The sequence below is a fragment of the Cupriavidus sp. UBA2010 genome, assembly GCF_002335265.1.
Taxonomy (GTDB): domain Bacteria; phylum Pseudomonadota; class Gammaproteobacteria; order Burkholderiales; family Burkholderiaceae; genus Cupriavidus; species Cupriavidus metallidurans.
In genome coordinates this window covers 173,861-191,761 of sequence record NZ_DDCI01000008.1, presented here as the reverse complement: position 1 = coordinate 191,761, position 17,901 = coordinate 173,861, and the positions used below count along the sequence as shown (strand labels likewise).

Below are 17,901 nucleotides of genomic sequence, written 5' to 3'. Positions count from 1 at the left end.
GGAAGCCTCGCCGCTGATCTACGGCCCGATCAACAAGCCGCGCTGGATCTACGCCTGCTCCAAGCAACTGATGGACCGCGTGATCCACGCCTACGGGATGCAGGAAGGGCTGAACTACACGCTGTTCCGTCCGTTCAACTGGATCGGCGCAGGGCTGGACTCGATTTTCGAATCGAAGGAAGGTTCGTCGCGGGTGGTCACGCAGTTCCTGGGCCATATCGTGCGTGGCGAGCCGATCAAGCTGGTGGATGGTGGCGCGCAGCAGCGTGCGTTCGCCGATATTTCGGACGGCATCTCTGCGCTGATGCGCATCATCGAGAACAAGGACGGGGTGGCCAACGGCAAGATCTTCAACATCGGCAACCCGGGCAACATCCACTCGGTGCGCGAGCTGGCCGAGATGATGCTGAAGATGGCGGCCGAGTATCCGGAGTACGCCGAGGAAGCGCGCAAGACGAAGATCGTGGAGACGTCGTCGGGCGACTTCTACGGCAAGGGCTACCAGGACGTGCAGCACCGCGTGCCGAAGATCGACAACACGATCGCGGAACTGGGCTGGAAGCCGGAGGTGTCGATGGAGCAGGCGCTGCGCCGGATCTTCGAGGCGTATCGCGACAAGGTGGTCGAGGCACGCACGCTGGTCGACGCCGACAACTGATCGCCTCATGGCACGCATTGCGCTCAAGGTAGACGTGGACACGCTGCGCGGCACGCGCGAAGGCGTGCCCGCGCTGCTGTCCATGCTGTCCGCCGTCGAGGCGGAAGCCACGTTCCTGTTCAGCCTCGGCCCGGATCACACGGGCTGGGCGCTGCGCCGGGTGTTCCGTCCCGGTTTCCTGAAGAAGGTCTCGCGGACTTCCGTGGTGTCGAACTACGGCCTGCGCACGCTGATGTACGGCGTGCTGCTGCCGGGGCCCGACATCGGCCGCAAGGGCGCCGCCGAAATGCGTGCGGCCGCGGCAGCGGGCCACGAGTGCGGCATCCACACCTGGGACCACGTCTACTGGCAGGACAACGTGCGCCAGCGCGATGCGGCCTGGACGCGCCGACAAATGCAGCAATCGTTCGAGCGCTTCACCGATATCTTCGGCGCCGCCCCGACGACGCATGGTGCGGCCGGCTGGCAGATGAACAACGAGGCGTTTCGCCAGATCGACGACTGGGGCATGGTCTACGCGTCCGATGGACGCGGGACGGCGCCCTACATCCCGACGGTCGATGGCAAGGCCTGCCGCCACGTGCAGATGCCGACCACGCTGCCGACGCTCGACGAGCTGATCGGCTTGGACGACCTGACCGAAGACAATGTGCACGAGGCCGTGCTCAAGCTGACCGAGGGCGACGGCGACCACATTTTCACGCTCCATACGGAGCTGGAAGGTGGCAAGCTGGCGCCGGTATTCAAGCGACTGCTGTCAGGCTGGCGCGCGCAAGGTCACCAGCTCGTGTCGATGGCAACGTATTACCAGCACATCGATCGCAGCGATCTGCCACAGATGCCCGTGACCTGGGGTGAAATCCCGGGCCGAAGCGGCGAACTGATTATTCAGCCCTGATTTTTTGCGCTCCCCATACCGGGGAGTGCAATCCTCGACACTGCCACAGGCCGTCAAACGGCCTTGCGCGTCAGCCTCAGCCCGTTGAACACCACCAGCAGGCTCGCACCCATATCGGCAAACACGGCCATCCACATCGTGCCCATGCCCATCACGGTCAGGACCAGGAACACGGCCTTGATCCCCAGCGCGAGCGTGATGTTCTGCTTGAGGATGGTCGAAGTCTGGCGCGATAGCCGCACGAACGCCGGAATCTTGCGCAGGTCGTCATCCATCAGCGCCACGTCCGCAGTCTCGATGGCCGTATCCGTCCCGGCCGCGCCCATCGCGAAACCAATATCCGCCCGCGCCAGTGCCGGCGCATCGTTGATACCGTCACCGACCATGCCGACGCGGCCAGCGTGGGTGTGCGCCTGATCGGTCAGCGCGGCGATCGCATCGGCCTTGTCCTGCGGCAACTGATTGCCACGTACTTCATCGATGCCGACAAGCTCCCCGATGGTCTGGGCCGTATGCGGATTGTCGCCGGAGAGCATCAACGTCTTCACGCCGAGTTCATGGAGTTGCTCGATGGCCTGGCGGCTGGTTTCGCGCACCGTGTCGGCCACACCGAACAGCATCAGCGCGCGCGGCACTGCAGAATCCATCGCGGCCAGCAGAACGATGGTCTTGCCTTGCCGCTCGATGGCCTCGAGCCGGGCTTCGAGCGCAGGAGAGCAGGCGCCGAGATCATGAATCAGGCGATGGTTGCCAAGGCAGTACGCCACACCGTTGACAGTGCCACGCACGCCCTGCCCCGGCAGCGCCGCGAAATCCTGCACCTCGAAACGCGCCACGCCATCGGTTTCGGCCGCACGGGCCACCGCGAGCGAGACGGGGTGGTCGGAACGCGCCGCGATGCTTGCGGCAATCGCCCGAGCTTCCGGCGCGTCGTCGACGAGTAGCGCCATATCGGTCTGCGCGGGCTTGCCGTGCGTCAGCGTGCCCGTCTTGTCGAGCGCCAGCCAGGACAGTTGGCGCCCCTGCTCCAGGTAGACGCCGCCCTTGATCAGGATGCCGCGCCGCGCGGCAGCGGCCAGTCCGCTGACGATGGTGACCGGGGTCGAGATCACGAGCGCGCAGGGGCAGGCGATCACCAGCAGCACCAGCGCCTTGTAGATCCATGCAAGCCAGGCCTCGCCCATGAACAGCGGCGGGATCACTGCGACTGCGAGCGCAATCGCAAAGACCACCGGCGTGTAGATGCGCGCGAACTGGTCGACAAAGCGCTGCGTGGGCGCACGGCTGCCCTGCGCGGCTTCCACGGCGTGGATGATGCGGGCCAGCGTCGACTCATCGGCGGGCGCGGTCACCTCGTACTCGAGTTCGCCGGATTGGTTGATCGAACCGGCGAAGAGGCTGTCGCCCACGGACTTGTCGACCGGAACGCTCTCGCCCGTGATCGGCGCCTGATCCAGTGCCGACTGTCCCTTCAGGACGCGGCCGTCGAGTGCCACACGTTCACCAGGGCGCAACCGCACCATGGCGCCAAGCGGCACCTGACGCGCGTCCACCGGCTGCCAGCTTCCATCGGCCTGTCGCACGGTGGCCTGCTCCGGCGCCATCGCCATCAGCCCGCGCACAGCATTGCGCGCGCGATCCAGCGAGGCTGCCTCGATCCGCTCGGCCAGCGCGAACAGCACCATCACCATGGCCGCCTCAGGCCATTGGCCGATCAGCATCGCGCCCGTGACGGCGATGCTCATCAATGCGTTGATGTTCAGGTTGCCGTTGCGCACGGCGATCCAGCCCTTGCGATAGACGCCAAGACCGGCGAACAGCACGGTGGCCAGCGCCAGCGCGGCGGGCAGGTACGGCGTGGCAATCTGGAACCATTCGGCCACCTCGGCGCCCACGGCCAGCGCACCGGCAGCCGCCAGCGGCCACCACGGCTTGCCGGGCTCGGCGATGGCGGCCTTCGCGCCCGAGTCGGACAGCGGTTCGGCCTTCATCCCGAGCGAATCGATCGCCTTGACCACCGGGTCCAGCGAATCGAGCGTGTGGTGGACCGTCAGCACGCGCTGCATCAGGTTGAAATCGAGTGCCGCCACGCCGGCCATACCACCGATCTTGTTGCGGATCAGCGTCTCCTCGGTGGGGCAGTCCATCGCCTCGATGCGATAGGCTGCCGAGCGGGTGCCAGCCGGGGCGGCAACCGGTGTACTGACCGAAACCGATGCGCTGCAGGACGAGCCGCAGCACGCATTGGGCTGCGCCGCCTCGGGCGCCGCTTCATGTGCATGATCGTGATCATGCTTGTGGTCATGACCGTGCTCGTGACTGTGGTCGTGACTGTGTTCGCGGGAATGCGGATGATCGTGGTCATGCCCACGACCGTGCGCGGCCGAGGATGACGGCAGGACGTTATCAGGGGTGGTGCGAGCCATGTCAAATTCCATTGATTCTTGTTCCCTGCCATTGAAGACCCTTTAGTCGCTACAGGGTCAAGCGCCCAACGAAAAACTTTGGAGCGGTGCAAACATGACATGAACGTAATGTTTGGCCGCTCGCCAAACGCCTATAATCGCCCCCCATGCGCCGCCTACTGCTTGTATTTCTCGCAATACTGCTGCCGCTCCAGTTCGCCTGGGCCGGCGCGGCGTCCTATTGCGCACACGAGAAGGCGACCTCGGTCGATGCGCGGCAGTGGCACTTTGGCCACCACACGCACGAGCACAACGCCGGCGACAGCGACCCGCAAGCGCAAGACGCGAAGGACAGCAAATCGGCCAAGCTCCCGGACGGTGACTGCAATGCCTGTCATTTCCCGGGCTCGCACGGCCTGTTCTCCGAGTTGGCGATGACCGGGGACTACCCGTTCGTCACCGTGCACTATCAGCCACGCGCCAGCGCGTTCGGCTCAATCCCCTCTCCCGTTCCAGACCGCCCTCAGTGGTCCCGTCTCGCCTAGCCGGTGAGACGCGGAAAGCCCCTTTCCAATCCACGCGCCCCTGAACGGCGCGCCTGTCGTCTCGCCGATTTTCTCCCGTTCGTATTGGTGAAACTCGATGAGAAACTTCCTTTCGCCCCCCGGCCTGGCGGCCGTGCTCCTTTGCCTGTCGCTGAGCCCCATCGTCAGTCCTGTCGCATCGGCGCAGGACGCGGCAGCCCCGGCATCGGCCCCAGTACGGGTCCCAGTACCCGCTCAGGAACCGCCCAGCGCCTTGACGCTGGAAGCCGCGCTGGCACTGGCCACCGCGCAGAACCCGACGCTGTCCGCCGCCCGCATCGAACTCGATTCGACCGAAGGCGGCATCACACAGGCACGCGTGATCCCGAACCCCGAGATCGCCGTGCAGATGGAAGACACGCGCGCCGCCACACGCGCCACTACTGGCCAGGTCAACCTTCCGATCGAACTGGGCGGCAAGCGCAGCGCGCGGATCGGCGCCGCAAACCGCGCGCGCGACGTAGCCCAAGCACAGCTTGGCACCACGCAGGCCGACCTGCGGGCCAGCGTGATCGGCGCGTTCTTCAACGTGCTGGTCGCGCAGGAGCGCGTGCGGCTGGCGGCCGGCTCGGTCGACATCGCCACGCGTGGTGCGAACGCGGCGGCCCGGCGCGTGGCGGCTGGCAAAATCTCGCCAGTCGAGGAAACCAAGGCACAGGTCGAACTGGCCAATGCGCAGATTGAACGCTCCGAGGCCGACGCCGGGCTAGTGGCGGCACGGCAGTCGCTCGCCACGCTATGGGGCAATCCGTCGCCACGCTTCACCGAGGCCAATGGCAACCTCGATGCATTGCCCGCCCGCCCTCTGGCACCAATGCTGCGCCAGTCGCTCGACGGCGCCCCCGCGCTACTGGCCAGCGAGCGGGAACTCGATCGCCGGCAGGCCGAGATCAACGTCCAGCGCAGTCGTCAGTACCCGGACGTGACGGTGAGCGTCGGCGCCAAGCGCGACAACAGTTCGCCGGAGCGCGGCACCTACCCCGTGCTGGGTGTCGCCATTCCGCTGCCGCTGTTCGACCGCAACCAAGGCAATCTGTACACAGCCATCCGTCAGGCCGACAAGGCCGCCGACGAACTCCGCGCAACACGCCTTCGGTTGGATCACGACCTGCAACAGGCCTCCAGCCAGCTCGAAGTCTCCCGCTCCTCGGCGCTGAGCCTGCGCGAAACCGTGCTGCCAGCCGCCGAGCGCGCCTACCAGGCCGCATCGCAAGGCTTTGAAGCCGGCAAATTCAATTACCTCGAAGTCCTGGATGCCCAGCGCACGCTGTTCCAGGCACGCATCCGCTACCTCGGTGTGGTCGCCAATAGCTGGCAAGCCGCCACCACGATCGACCGCATCCTCGGCCGCTGACAGGAACCAACATGACCTTGACTCGAAAACAGGCCATCACCATCGCTGGCATCGTGATCGCCGGCCTGATCGCCGCGCTTGCCCTGCTGCTCTCCGGCCGTGGCGACGACCACGCGCACGAAGAGGGTGAGGCCGCGCACGGCCAGCCCGCGTCGAACGCTTCGGCTGAATCCGCGAAGACGTCGCAACAAGCCGACGAGCCACCCGGACTGATCGAACTGACGCCAGAACAGATCCGCAACGCCAACCTGGACATCCGCGCCGCCGGCCCGGGCCGCATCCGCAGCGCGGTGGAATTCCCCGGCGAGATCAAGTTCAACGAAGACCGCACCGCGCACGTGGTGCCGCGCGTGGCGGGCGTTGTCGAATCGGTGTCCGCCAACCTTGGCCAGCGTGTGAAGAAAGGCGACCTGCTGGCAGTGTTCGCCAGCACGCAGTTATCGGATCAACGCAGTGAGTTGCTCGCCGCGCAGCGCCGCCTGGAACTGGCGCGCACTACCTACACCCGCGAAAAGAAGCTCTGGGAGGACAAGGTTTCCGCCGAGCAGGACTTCCTCGCAGCACGTACCGCGCTGCAGGAAGCCGAAATCGCCGAGCGCAACGCCGCCCAGAAACTGACCGCCATTGGCGCGAAGCCCAGCGCCCGCGCCATCAACCAGTTCGAGCTGCGCGCACCCTTCGATGGCATCGTCGTGGAAAAACACCTGGCACTCGGCGAAGCCGTCGCGGCGGAAACCGCGGTCTTCACGATCTCCGATCTCAACACGGTCTGGGCCGAGTTCGTCATCGCGCCAAAGGACCTCGGACATGTGAAGCTGGGCGAATCGGTACGTATTGCTTCCGCTGCGTTCGATGGCGAAGCGGAAGGCAAGGTCTCCTACGTCGGCGCCCTGCTCGGCCAGCAAACCCGTACCGCCACGGCCCGCGTGACGCTGCCGAACCCCGAGATGGCATGGCGTCCGGGTCTGTTCGTCACCGTCAGCGTGGCCACTGGCGACGCCGAAGCCCCCGTGATCATCGAAGCGGATGCGGTGCAGGTCGAGGACGGCCAGAAGCAGGTGTTCGTTGAGGCGCCGGGAGGCTTCCTCGCCCGGGCGATCAAGACGGGCCGCACCGACGGCAAGCGCATCGAGATCGTCGACGGCCTGGCCGCCGGCGATCGCTATGTGGCGGGCAACAGCTTCGTGCTCAAGGCCGAACAGGGCAAGGGCAACGCCGAGCATTCGCACTGAACGGAGAGCCATTCATGTTCGAACGCATTCTCCGCTTCGCCATCGCGCAGCGATGGCTCGTGATGCTGGCGGTCCTCGGCATGGCCGGGCTCGGCATCTACAACTACAGCCGCCTGCCGATCGACGCCGTCCCGGACATCACCAACGTCCAGGTGCAGATCAACACTTCGGCGCCCGGATACTCGCCGCTTGAAACCGAGCAGCGCGTCACCTATCCGCTGGAGGTCACCATCGCCGGCCTGCCGGGCCTGGAGCAGACCCGTTCGCTGTCGCGCTACGGCTTGTCCCAGATAACGGTGATCTTCAAGGACGGCACCGATATCTACTTCGCGCGCCAGCTCGTCAACCAGCGCATCCAGGAAGCCAAGGACAAGCTCCCGGAAGGCGTGGTGCCTGCCATGGGCCCCATCTCCACTGGCCTCGGCGAGATCTACCTGTGGACCGTCGAAGCCGAGCCGGATGCGCGCAAACCGGATGGCACGCCATACACGCCCACCGACCTGCGGGAGATCCAGGACTGGGTCATCAAGCCACAGTTGCGGAACGTGCCCGGCGTTACCGAAATCAACTCGATCGGCGGCTTCGCCAAGGAATACCTGGTGGCGCCAAGCCCTGAAAAGCTGGCCTCGTACGGCTTCTCGCTGCAGGACGTGGTGCAGGCGCTCGAACGCAACAACACCAATGTCGGCGCCGGCTATATCGAGCGGCGCGGCGAGCAGTACCTGGTGCGCGCGCCCGGGCAGGTCAAGTCGATCGACGACATCGGGGACGTCATCGTGGGCACCGCTCAAGGCCTGCCGATCCGTGTCCGTGATCTTGCCGAAGTGGGCCTTGGCCGCGAACTGCGCACCGGTGCCGCCACCGACAACGGCCGCGAAGTAGTCCTGGGTACCGTCTTCATGCTGATCGGCGAAAACAGCCGCGCGGTATCCCAGGCCGTAGATGCGCGCATGGCCGCGATCAACAAGTCCCTGCCGGCAGGCATCAAGGCGGTGACCGTCTACGATCGGACCAATCTCGTCGACAAAGCCATCGCCACGGTCAAGAAGAACCTCCTCGAAGGCGCGGTGCTGGTGATCGCCATCCTGTTCCTGTTCCTCGGCAATCTGCGCGCGGCGCTGATCACGGCGATGGTGATCCCGCTGTCGATGCTGTTCACGTTCACGGGGATGGTGTCATACAAGATCAGCGCGAACCTGATGAGCCTGGGCGCGCTCGACTTCGGCATCATCGTCGACGGCGCCGTGGTGATCGTCGAGAACTGCGTCCGACGTCTGGCTCATGCGAAAGAACGCCTGGGACGCCCGCTGACACGCGCCGAACGCTTCGAGGAAGTGTTCGCAGCCGCGAGCGAGGCACGCCGGCCACTGGTTTATGGCCAGCTCATCATCATGATCGTCTACATCCCGATCTTTGCGCTGAGCGGCGTGGAAGGCAAGATGTTCCACCCGATGGCGATGACCGTGGTGCTGGCGCTGATTGGCGCGCTGATCCTCTCCGTGACTTTCGTGCCGGCAGCCGTGGCGCTGTTTATTGGCGGCGGCGTCGAGGAAAAGGAAAACCGCATCATGGGCTGGGCTCGCCGCGGGTACGAGCCGGTGCTCAAGCGTGCCCTGGCCAATACGCCGGTGGTGCTCGCCGGCGCGGGCATGGCGGTGCTGCTTAGCGGGCTGGTGGCGCTGCGCCTCGGGAGCGAGTTCATCCCCAACCTGAACGAAGGCGATTTCTCGGTACAGGCGCTGCGCATTCCGGGTACGAGTCTGACGCAGTCGGTGGCGATGCAGCAGCAGATCGAAACGCGCCTCAAGGCAACCTTCCCCGAGATCGAGCGCATTTTCGCGCGCACGGGTACCGCGGAGATCGCATCGGATCCGATGCCACCCAACATCTCGGATGCCTACATCATGCTGAAACCACGCGACAAGTGGCCAGATCCCTCCCGTTCTCGCGAGTCGCTGCGCACCGCGATCGAAGCCGAACTGGAGAAAATTCCGGGCAATCGCTACGAGTTCTCGCAGCCGATCCAGCTACGCTTCAACGAGCTGATTTCAGGCGTGCGCAGTGACGTGGCGGTCAAGCTGTTCGGCGATGATAACGAGGTGCTTGATGCCACGGCGCAGCGTATCGCCAAGGTCCTGCAGACCGTATCCGGCGCCACAGAGGTCAAGGTCGAACAGACCACGGGCCTGCCAGTGCTGACCGTCGACGTCGACCGCGCCCGCGCGGCACGCTACGGGCTGAACATGATCGACGTCCAGGACACCGTCGCCATCGCCGTGGGCGGCCGCGATGCCGGCGTGTTCTACCAGGGCGACCGCCGCTTCAACATTGGCGTGCGCCTGCCGGAAGGCATTCGCACCGACGTGGAAGCGCTGCGGCGTCTGCCTATCCCCCTGCCCAAGGGCACCAACGCGGCAACAAGCTACATTCCGCTCGGCGAAGTCGCCACGCTGACCATCGCGCCAGGTCCGAACCAGATCTCACGGGAAAACGGCAAGCGCCGCATCGTCATCAGCGCCAATGTGCGCGGGCGGGATCTCGGCACCTTCGTGCCCGAGGCCGTGGCTGCCATCGACACGCGCGTGAAGATCCCCACCGGCTACTGGATTGCCTGGGGTGGCACATTCGAGCAGTTGCAGTCGGCGACGAAACGGCTCCAGATTGTCGTGCCCGTGGCGCTGCTGATGGTATTCGTACTGCTGTTCGTCATGTTCGGCAATGTGCGCGACGGCTTGATCGTCTTCACCGGCATTCCGTTTGCATTGACCGGTGGCGTGCTGGCCTTGTGGATGCGCGGCATTCCGTTGTCGATCTCCGCGGCGGTGGGCTTCATCGCGCTCTCGGGTGTGGCGGTACTCAACGGACTGGTCATGCTCTCGTTTATCCGCTCGCTGCGTGAGGAAGGCCGATCGCTCGATGATGCCGTATTCAACGGCGCGTTGACGCGGCTGCGCCCTGTGCTGATGACGGCGCTCGTGGCATCGCTCGGATTCGTGCCGATGGCGATTGCCACGGGCACCGGCGCAGAGGTGCAGCGGCCACTGGCCACTGTCGTGATCGGCGGGATACTGTCATCCACCGCGCTGACGCTGCTGGTGCTGCCTGTGCTGTATCGCTGGGCCCACGGGCGATTGGCGAGCCGCTGACATGACTGCCCCCTCTGCCGCGAACGCGGGAGAGGGGGCAGGAGAAAACCGGGGAAAGAAGAAGGAGGCGGAAAGAGGCGGGCGACGACGGTCTGGCCGCCCACCCGCAATACGTCATTGCGTCAGTGTTCGCAGTTGACCATCCACGTCATGCCGAACCGGTCGACAAGCATCCCGAACCCCTCGGCCCAGAATGTCTTCTGGTAAGGCATGAACACCTGACCGCCTTCGGCCAGCGCATTGAATATCCGCTGACCCTCCGCATTCGGCACATCGCCCACCGACATCATGAAGCCGGAGAACGCGGGGGTCTGCCCCTCCCGGCCGTCCGATGCCATGAACTGGCTGTCACCCACCTGGATATTCGCGTGCATGACTTTCTCGGCCCAGGCGGGCGATGGCTTGGGCTGCCCTTCGGGCGCGTCCTTGTAGCGCATCATAAACGTCACTTTGGCGCCCATCACCTTGCCGTAGAACGCCATTGCCTCGTCAAAACGGCCGCCGAAATCGAGATACGGTTGCACCTGCATGTCGGTCTCCTTACGTGGAGCGGGCATAGCCCGCGAGCCGACTATTATGCGCCTGCCCTACTGACAGCCTTGTCAGGAAAGTCGAGTTCAAACGTGGTCTGTCCGTCCACGCTGCGCACGGACACGCTGCCGCCATGCAGCCGCATGATGGTGTCGACAATGGCAAGGCCGAGACCTGTGGATTTGGCCGAGTCGCGACGTGACGGATCGGCGCGATAGAAGCGTGCAAAAAGGTGTGGCAGCGCCTCCGGAGCGATCCCGGGTCCGCAGTTCACCACCCTGATGACGGTGTGGCCCGGCTGTCCACGTGACACGGCCAATTGCACCGTGCTGCCTGCTGGCGCGTGACGCAGGGCGTTATCCAGCAGATTGATGATGGCGCGCCGCAGCAATGGCTGGTCCGCAGTCACCGTGGCCGCGCCGGCGACGGAGAGCGTCAGGTCGCGGTCGGCGGCCACAGCTTCGAAATACTCCGCCACCTTGTCCAGTTCCGCCCGCGCATCGAGTGGCCGCGCCCCGAGTGCCACCTGTGCGTTGTCGGCGCGCGCCAGGAACAGCATGTTTTCGATCATGCGCGATAGCCGCTCGTACTCCTCGAGATTCGACTCGAGCAACGATTCATACTCCGGCGCCGTGCGTCGCTGAGCCAGCGTGACCTGCGTCTGGCCCACGAGGTTGCTGATCGGTGTGCGGAAGTCGTGCGCCAGATCGGCCGAGAACGTGGAAAGCCGCGTGAAGCTGTCCTGCAGGCGCGCGAGCATACCGTTGAACGCGCCCGCCAGATCGCGCAGTTCCTCCGGTGCGCTGCCTACGTCGAGCCGCGTCGCCAGCCGGCTCGTGGTCACGGCCGCCGCATCGCTCGCCATCCGCCGCAATGGCCGCAAGCCGCGCCGCGCCAGCAGGAAACCAAGGGCCGCCGCCACGATCGCACCGCACAGGACCGCCACGAGCAATCGGCTGTGATACTCGCGCATCAGCGCCACGCGATATCCCGCGTCGCTGAGCACGACGATTTCCACAGTCTGGCCGGAGTCGCCAATCTGGCCCAATGCGACGATGCCGCGTGACGGCACACCGTTGCGCGGATACCAGGTCTGCAATTGAGTCGTATCGGGCGCCGTGGCGAGCGGCAGGACGCGCAGGTCCGGAACCCGCTCATTGCGCGGATTGAGGGTGACCAGCGGATCGCCGTCCAACGTGCGGACCACGAGCACCAGCCCTTCGTGCCCCATCGCGATATCGGCAAATCGGTGTGTGTCCGCGCGAACTTCGGCCTCACTGCCAACTTCACGCAGCAGATGGCGCACCAGCAGCACCTCGCCAACAAGCTCGCCTTCATCGCGCGCCTGCAACTGGTTGCCCAGCGAACTCGACAGATACGTTGCCACGCCAACCAGCACCGCCGCTGTGGTCAGCCCATAGGCCAGCGCCAGCCGCGTAGTCAGCGATGCCGGCATGGCGGCCTGCAGCTTTGACAGCAACCGCATCATGCCTCGTCGAATTCGTCGAGTACGTAGCCCATGCCGCGGCGGGTATGGATCAGCTTGTTCGGGAACGGGTCATCCACCTTCGCACGCAGGCGTCGGATCGACACGTCCACGACGTTGGTGTTGCTGTCGAAGTTCATATCCCAGACCTGCGACGCAATCAGCGAGCGTGACAAAACCTCGCCACGGCGCCGCGCCAGCAATTGCAGCAGCGCGAACTCCTTCGAGGTGAGGTCGATTTTCTGCCCCGCGCGGGTCACGCGGCGGCGGATGGTGTCGATCTGCAGGTCGGCCACCTCGATGAATTCGCTCTCGCGCAGCGGGCCACGCCGCAGGATCGTCCGGATACGCGCCACCAGTTCGGCAAACGCGAACGGCTTGACCATGTAGTCGTCTGCGCCCAGTTCCAGCCCCTTGAGCCGATCGGACAATTCGTCACGCGCGGTCAGGCACAGCACGGGCGTGTCCTTGTCCCGGCGCAGTTCGCGCAATACCTGCCAGCCATCCATGCCGGGCAGCATCACGTCGAGCACGATCAGGTCATAGTGCTGCTCGCGTGCGTGGGCCAGCCCATCCACGCCGTCGCGGGCCAGATCGGCCACGAAGCCCGACTCGGTGAGTCCCTTGAGCAGATAATCACCGGCCTTCGGCTCGTCTTCGACAATCAGGATGCGCATGTTGGTTCACTTCCGAGCCGGTATGGTACCGGCCCATTATTCGAGGTTCTGGATATAGACCGAGACACTAGCGGAGCTTTGCCACGAATTGGCGAACATTGCACGAATGTCATCTTGATATAGCCATTTTGCAACCGTTTGAGGCAGTACAATGCTGCAACTGCTCAACACAGGCAGTTTGATCCCGCGCAAGTTCCCAATTTCCTCGATGAAACGCCCGTTCTCCGGTCTCCTGTTGTGCCTTGCCTCACTCGCGCTGCCTGTCCAGGGCGCGGCTGCGGCTGATATGGCGGCCTGCGAATTGACGGAAGCAATCGGCCTGTCGATGCCCGAGCGGCACGCGGCGATCAAGATCGAAGCGGAAGCGGAGATTGGCCAGTTGAATGGCCTCAATGGAACGCAGGCCCAATGCGAGATAGGCCAGATCGGCCAGATGGGCCCCGGGCGAGGGCTGGAGGATGACCTGCCAGTCTGGCAGGATGCCCGACCAGCCGTTGATGCGCCGAATCACCCCGGCAAGCAACCGGGCGCAGCCGCCAGCAATGCGATGCTGTTGCAGGAATTACCACCCGCGGCGATGCAGTACCAGCGTCATGCGCAGCCGCTGGCCATTACCGCCTTCACAGCCCTACCGATCCTGACTGCCGAGCGTTGCTGACGCATCCGGCCAGCCAATGATGCCGATACACCAGGCGCCCATGCGCCCGGTGGGGTACCGCATCGCTACTCGACGCGATAGAAGTCGATCGACTGCCCGGCATTGACCGCGCGTTGCAGCCAATCAGGGTATTCCCCATTACCGTCCCAGGTTTGCCCCATGGCGTTGCGGTACATCACACGCGGCGGCGCATCTGGCGTCGGCGTTGCGGCTTTCGCAACGGCCTCGGCCTGATCGGCAACTTCGATATGCGCATCGGCAAAACAGCCGGCCTCGACCAGGTCTTCGAACGTCAGGCCGTGACGCTCCATCTGTTCGTGGACCCACACCACCGCGGCTTGTTTGGCTGACTCAGACTCGGACATGACTCATCGTGCGCGCCTGTCGACATGGCTGGACAGGCTGGAGAAAGGAAATTCTTGGGGGACGGCCCGCGCAGCGTGCATTGCGAACCAGATTGAGATTCTACAGGTTGTTTGGCGTGGATTTGTCGCCAAGGCCGAATTCATTGTCCGGTCGGCATCCTGCCCCGCAATCGTATCGCATTGCCCCAAACAAATGACATCAATGTCATCCAAGGGTCATGTTCGCGTCGGGGCCTGCTCTCTAGACTGGGTTCCAAGGTCGCACAACGACCGATCAGACTCTCCAGCAAGCCGTGAACAACCCGTAACCCATATCACGAAGAGGATTCCAAGATGCGAACCATCAAGCAAGCCCTGCTCTACACTGCCCTGACCGCCACCCTCGCCGGCGCCGCCGGATTGGCCAATGCCGCGCCGCGCAGCGCGGATCCGTTCACCGACGGCGCGCGCGTCACCAATCGCGATGGCCTGGTCGAGCGCACTGGCACGCGCGATCCGTACACCGATGGCGGCCGCGCCATCCACGACCCGCGTAGCCCGTACACAGACGGCGGCTTCAGCGCAACGGGCAAGCGCGACGTGTTCACCGACGGGGCCTGATACAGGATGTCGCTCGATGCGTGACGCGTCATGACACGCTCACGCATCGACATCGGCCATCGCCAGTTCAGTGAACTGCGCCGCAGGCATCGGCCTGCCAAGTAGATAGCCCTGTAACGCATCACACCCCAGACCTGCCAGGAACGACCGCTGAGCGGTCGTTTCCACGCCCTCAGCCACTACCTGCAAATTCAGCGTTCGGCCCAGCGCCACGATGGCCGATACGATCGCGGCATCCTCGCTGTCCTCAGCGAGATCGCGCACGAATCCCCGGTCGATCTTCAATTCGCTCGCTGGGATGCGCTTCAGATGCAGCAGGCTTGAATATCCAGTACCGAAATCATCGATCGCAATCCGCACGCCCATCTCGTCGAGCTGGGTCATGATCGCGAGCGTGGTCTCCACATCGCGCATGGCGGTAGTTTCCGTAATCTCGAGCGTCAATCGTCTTGGCTCGACCTTATGCCGCGCTAACGCCTCGGCTACCGACTCGACCATGCCCACATGACAGAACTGCAGCGCGGAAAGGTTGACCGCCATCGACCAATGCTTGTGCCCCATGTCGTGCCATAACGCCAATTGCCGGCACGCCTCGTTGAGTACCCACGTCCCGATCGGCACGATCGCTCCGGTCTTCTCAGCCAGCGTGATGAACTGGTCCGGCATCAGTTGGCCCTGCACGGGATGATTCCAGCGCAGCAACGCCTCGGCGCCTACCAGCACATTGTCGACAGCCGAGAACTTCGGCTGATAGTGCAACTGCAATTGCCCGTTTCTCAGGGCCGCGCGCAAGTCCTGGATCAGCATCTGCTGCGCCCGCGCCTGATGGTTCATCGACCGCTCGAAGAAGTAGCTCGCGTTCCGGCCTGATGCCTTCGCGTGGTACATCGCGGCGTCGGCATTGGTCATCAACGCGTCCTGATCCTGTCCGTCGACCGGGTAGATCGCGATGCCGATGCTGCCTGAAACGTGCAACATGTGGCCCGCCACATTTGCGGGCTCTCGCAGCACGTCGATCAGCTTCCCGGCGACGACACCCGCATCCTCAGGTTCGTCGACGTGGACCAGCAGCACGAATTCATCGCCACCGACACGCGCGATCGTATCTTCCGACGAGACCGATGCCCGCAGCCGACTGGCGATTTCCACCAACAGCCCGTCGCCGACCTGGTGTCCGTAGGTATCGTTGACGCCCTTGAATCCATCCAGATCGACGAAAAGCACGGCAAAACGGCCATGCTGCCGGGCCGCTGCCTGAATCGCCAGCGTGAAACGGTCTTCCAGCAGCACGCGGTTCGGCAGATGGGTGAGCTTGTCGTGTAGCGCCAGAAATTCCAGCTCTTCGTTCGCGACGCCCAACGCGTCGGCCAGCACCGCCGTGCGCATTTCCAGGCGCATGTCGAGCACCGACGTAATCAGCGCCACGGCCAGGACGCAGATCGTGATCACGAGAATGGGCAGCGCCAGCGTATTGCCCTGCAGCCCGCCGCCCGCTGCGCCACACACACTACCGATAGGAAACCTCGCCGCGGCCATGCCGGTGTAGTGCATCGCCGCGACGGCGCCGCCCATCACCAGTGCCGCCCCAAAGCGCAGTTGATGCACGCGCGGCATGTGCCGCCGCAATCGGAAGGCAATCCAGAGCGCCGCCCCGGATGCCCCCACGGCGATCAGGATCGACAATAGAAACAACCACGGGTCGTACTGAATGCCCGGTTGCATGCGCAATGCCGCCATGCCCGTGTAATGCATGCTGGCTACGGCCCCGCCGAGCACCAGCGCGCCAAGCGCCAGTCGCCTGCGCGGCAGATGCTCCAGGCAGACGAGCCGCAGCGCGAATGCCGAGGCAACAATGGCGATCAGCAGTGAGACAGCCGTGATGGCGGGGTCGTAGCCCAGCGGAATCGGCAGGCTGAACGACAACATGCCCAGGAAGTGCATCGACCAGATGCCAAGCCCCATGGCCACTGCCCCGCCGGCCAGCCACAGCCGCGCATAGCGGCCGCTCGCGGTGGAGATGCGCCCTGCCATGTCCAGCGCGGTATAGGAAGCGAGAACGGCAACAATGACCGAAAACAGGACGAGTAACGCGTCGTAACTGGCGGGAAACATGGTGGGGGCGATGACTTCGAACGAGGCGATGACTTCGAGGTGGCGGCATTCTGACATCGACCGCCACTGCCCGCAAACGACCTATACTCTTGCCTCTCTTCGAAGTCACGGAGCAAAGTCATGCGGGTTGCATTCCTCGGGCTCGGCGTCATGGGCTACCCCATGGCCGGCCATCTGGCCGCCAAGGGCCATGACGTCACCGTTTACAACCGTACGGCAGCCAAGGCGGAGCGCTGGGTCCAGGCCTTTGGCAAGCATGGTGGCAAACAGGCAGCGACGCCGGCGCTGGCCGCAGTCGACTGTGACATCGTTTGTGCCTGTGTTGGCAATGACGATGACCTGCGCGCGGTCATGACGGGGCCAGATGGCGCGTTCCAGCACGCGGCGCCAGGCACTATCTTCGTCGACCACACCACTGCTAGCGCCAGCGTAGCCCGCGAACTGCACGCGGCCGCACGCGAGCGCGGCTGCCATTTCGTCGATGCACCAGTTTCGGGCGGACAGGCTGGCGCCGAACAAGGCATCCTGACCATCATGTGCGGGGGCGACCCGGAAGCATTCCAGCGCGCCGAGCCCGTCATCGCCGCCTATGCGCGCGCCGTCACCCGCATCGGAGAGAGCGGGGCCGGCCAGTTGGCCAAGATGGTCAACCAGATCAGCGTCGCCGGGCTGCTGCAGGCGCTTTCCGAAGCCATCGCGTTTGGCGAGCACGCCGGGCTGGACATGCGCGTGGTGCTCGACGTTATCAGCAAGGGCGCGGCGTCATCGTGGCAGATGGAAAACCGTGGCCCGACGATGCTCCAGAACAAATTCGACTTCGGTTTCGCCGTGGACTGGATGCGCAAGGACCTGGGCCTGTGCCTGGACGAAGCCCGCCGCAATGGCGCCACGCTGCCAGTCACATCGCTGGTCGACCAGTTCTATGCAGACCTGCAACAAATGGGAGGCTCGCGAGACGACACCTCGTCGCTAATCAAGCGCCTGCGTCGTTCGTGACCCGTGGCCCGTGACTGGGCGCGCGGTGCCTGCCGTGTCGAGACAGGAATCGACTGACCGTCCGACCGTCTGACCGTCCGACAAACACCTACACCGCTTTCAGCAGGCGCCCGAATGGTGAGCGCCCGGCCCACTCCTATGCTAGATGCGTGATGGAGGTTTCCGCTTCCTGGTCGGCGGGCAGGGTCGGTCAGGACGG

Annotated in this window: 15 protein-coding genes; 9 read left to right on the top strand and 6 right to left on the bottom strand. The window is 64.5% G+C overall.

Annotated elements, in window-relative coordinates; translation table 11 throughout:
* Both B2246_RS03250 and B2246_RS03245 read left to right on the top strand, forming a co-directional pair.
* Positions 1–658, top strand: a 658-nt coding sequence (locus B2246_RS03250) for a bifunctional UDP-4-keto-pentose/UDP-xylose synthase (protein ID WP_286962587.1), incomplete at its 5' end; no start/stop codon positions are given.
* A 7-nt stretch (positions 659–665) separates the two neighbouring features.
* The gene (locus tag B2246_RS03245) at positions 666–1,556 is read left to right on the top strand and encodes a polysaccharide deacetylase family protein (RefSeq protein ID WP_286881760.1); all 891 of its coding nucleotides are present in this window, start codon (positions 666–668) and stop codon (positions 1,554–1,556) included.
* 53 nt (positions 1,557–1,609) lie between these two features.
* On the opposite strand, the gene B2246_RS03240 is transcribed toward B2246_RS03245, so the two are convergent.
* Positions 1,610–3,982 (bottom strand): heavy metal translocating P-type ATPase, encoded by a 2,373-nt coding sequence (locus B2246_RS03240; RefSeq protein WP_286881761.1) that lies wholly within the window; start codon positions 3,980–3,982, stop codon positions 1,610–1,612.
* A 146-nt stretch (positions 3,983–4,128) separates the two neighbouring features.
* Between B2246_RS03240 and czcI the strand changes: the two genes are divergently transcribed.
* The 4 genes from czcI (at position 4,129) to B2246_RS03220 (ending at position 10,277) form a co-directional block, all read left to right on the top strand.
* Positions 4,129–4,506 carry a cation efflux protein, CzcI family gene (czcI, locus tag B2246_RS03235; RefSeq protein WP_008646751.1) on the top strand — a complete coding sequence of 126 codons (378 nt, stop codon included), beginning with the start codon at positions 4,129–4,131 and terminating at the stop codon, positions 4,504–4,506.
* Positions 4,507–4,603: 97 nt separating this feature from the next.
* Positions 4,604–5,899: a TolC family protein gene (locus B2246_RS03230; RefSeq protein ID WP_152415007.1), complete on the top strand. Its 1,296-nt coding sequence runs from the start codon at positions 4,604–4,606 to the stop codon at positions 5,897–5,899.
* A gap of 11 nt (positions 5,900–5,910) precedes the next feature.
* On the top strand, positions 5,911–7,131 hold the full coding sequence (locus B2246_RS03225) for an efflux RND transporter periplasmic adaptor subunit (protein ID WP_286881762.1): 1,221 nt from the start codon (positions 5,911–5,913) through the stop codon (positions 7,129–7,131).
* Positions 7,132–7,145: 14 nt separating this feature from the next.
* On the top strand, positions 7,146–10,277 hold the full coding sequence (locus tag B2246_RS03220) for a CusA/CzcA family heavy metal efflux RND transporter (protein ID WP_035883504.1): 3,132 nt from the start codon (positions 7,146–7,148) through the stop codon (positions 10,275–10,277).
* Positions 10,278–10,399: 122 nt separating this feature from the next.
* Here the strand turns inward: B2246_RS03220 and B2246_RS03215 are convergent, their stop codons facing one another.
* Genes B2246_RS03215 through B2246_RS03205 form a run of 3 tightly spaced genes read right to left on the bottom strand, consistent with a single transcriptional unit; the run spans position 10,400 to position 12,971 of the window.
* Positions 10,400–10,807, bottom strand: a complete 408-nt coding sequence (locus tag B2246_RS03215; protein WP_008646756.1) for a VOC family protein — start codon at positions 10,805–10,807, stop codon at positions 10,400–10,402.
* Between the two features lie 44 nt (positions 10,808–10,851).
* On the bottom strand, positions 10,852–12,294 hold the full coding sequence (locus tag B2246_RS03210) for a heavy metal sensor histidine kinase (protein ID WP_286881811.1): 1,443 nt from the start codon (positions 12,292–12,294) through the stop codon (positions 10,852–10,854).
* Positions 12,294–12,971 (bottom strand): heavy metal response regulator transcription factor, encoded by a 678-nt coding sequence (locus tag B2246_RS03205; protein ID WP_008646759.1) that lies wholly within the window; start codon positions 12,969–12,971, stop codon positions 12,294–12,296. The genes B2246_RS03210 and B2246_RS03205 overlap by 1 nt, the downstream gene beginning before the upstream one ends.
* A 151-nt stretch (positions 12,972–13,122) precedes the next feature.
* Between B2246_RS03205 and B2246_RS03200 the strand changes: the two genes are divergently transcribed.
* Positions 13,123–13,629 (top strand): hypothetical protein, encoded by a 507-nt coding sequence (locus B2246_RS03200; RefSeq protein ID WP_286881763.1) that lies wholly within the window; start codon positions 13,123–13,125, stop codon positions 13,627–13,629.
* A 65-nt stretch (positions 13,630–13,694) separates the two neighbouring features.
* On the opposite strand, the gene B2246_RS03195 is transcribed toward B2246_RS03200, so the two are convergent.
* Complete coding sequence (locus B2246_RS03195) at positions 13,695–13,994, bottom strand: H-NS family nucleoid-associated regulatory protein (RefSeq protein ID WP_008646763.1); 300 nt, start codon at positions 13,992–13,994, stop codon at positions 13,695–13,697.
* A gap of 333 nt (positions 13,995–14,327) precedes the next feature.
* Between B2246_RS03195 and B2246_RS03190 the strand changes: the two genes are divergently transcribed.
* Positions 14,328–14,594 (top strand): hypothetical protein, encoded by a 267-nt coding sequence (locus B2246_RS03190; protein ID WP_008646765.1) that lies wholly within the window; start codon positions 14,328–14,330, stop codon positions 14,592–14,594.
* A 39-nt stretch (positions 14,595–14,633) separates the two neighbouring features.
* Here the strand turns inward: B2246_RS03190 and B2246_RS03185 are convergent, their stop codons facing one another.
* A complete protein-coding gene (locus B2246_RS03185; RefSeq protein ID WP_286881812.1) occupies positions 14,634–16,706 on the bottom strand; it encodes a putative bifunctional diguanylate cyclase/phosphodiesterase in 2,073 nt (690 codons plus the stop codon).
* A gap of 120 nt (positions 16,707–16,826) precedes the next feature.
* On the opposite strand from B2246_RS03185, the gene B2246_RS03180 reads away from it, so the two are divergent.
* Positions 16,827–17,702: an NAD(P)-dependent oxidoreductase gene (locus B2246_RS03180; protein WP_286881764.1), complete on the top strand. Its 876-nt coding sequence runs from the start codon at positions 16,827–16,829 to the stop codon at positions 17,700–17,702.
* Positions 17,703–17,901: the final 199 nt, after the last annotated feature.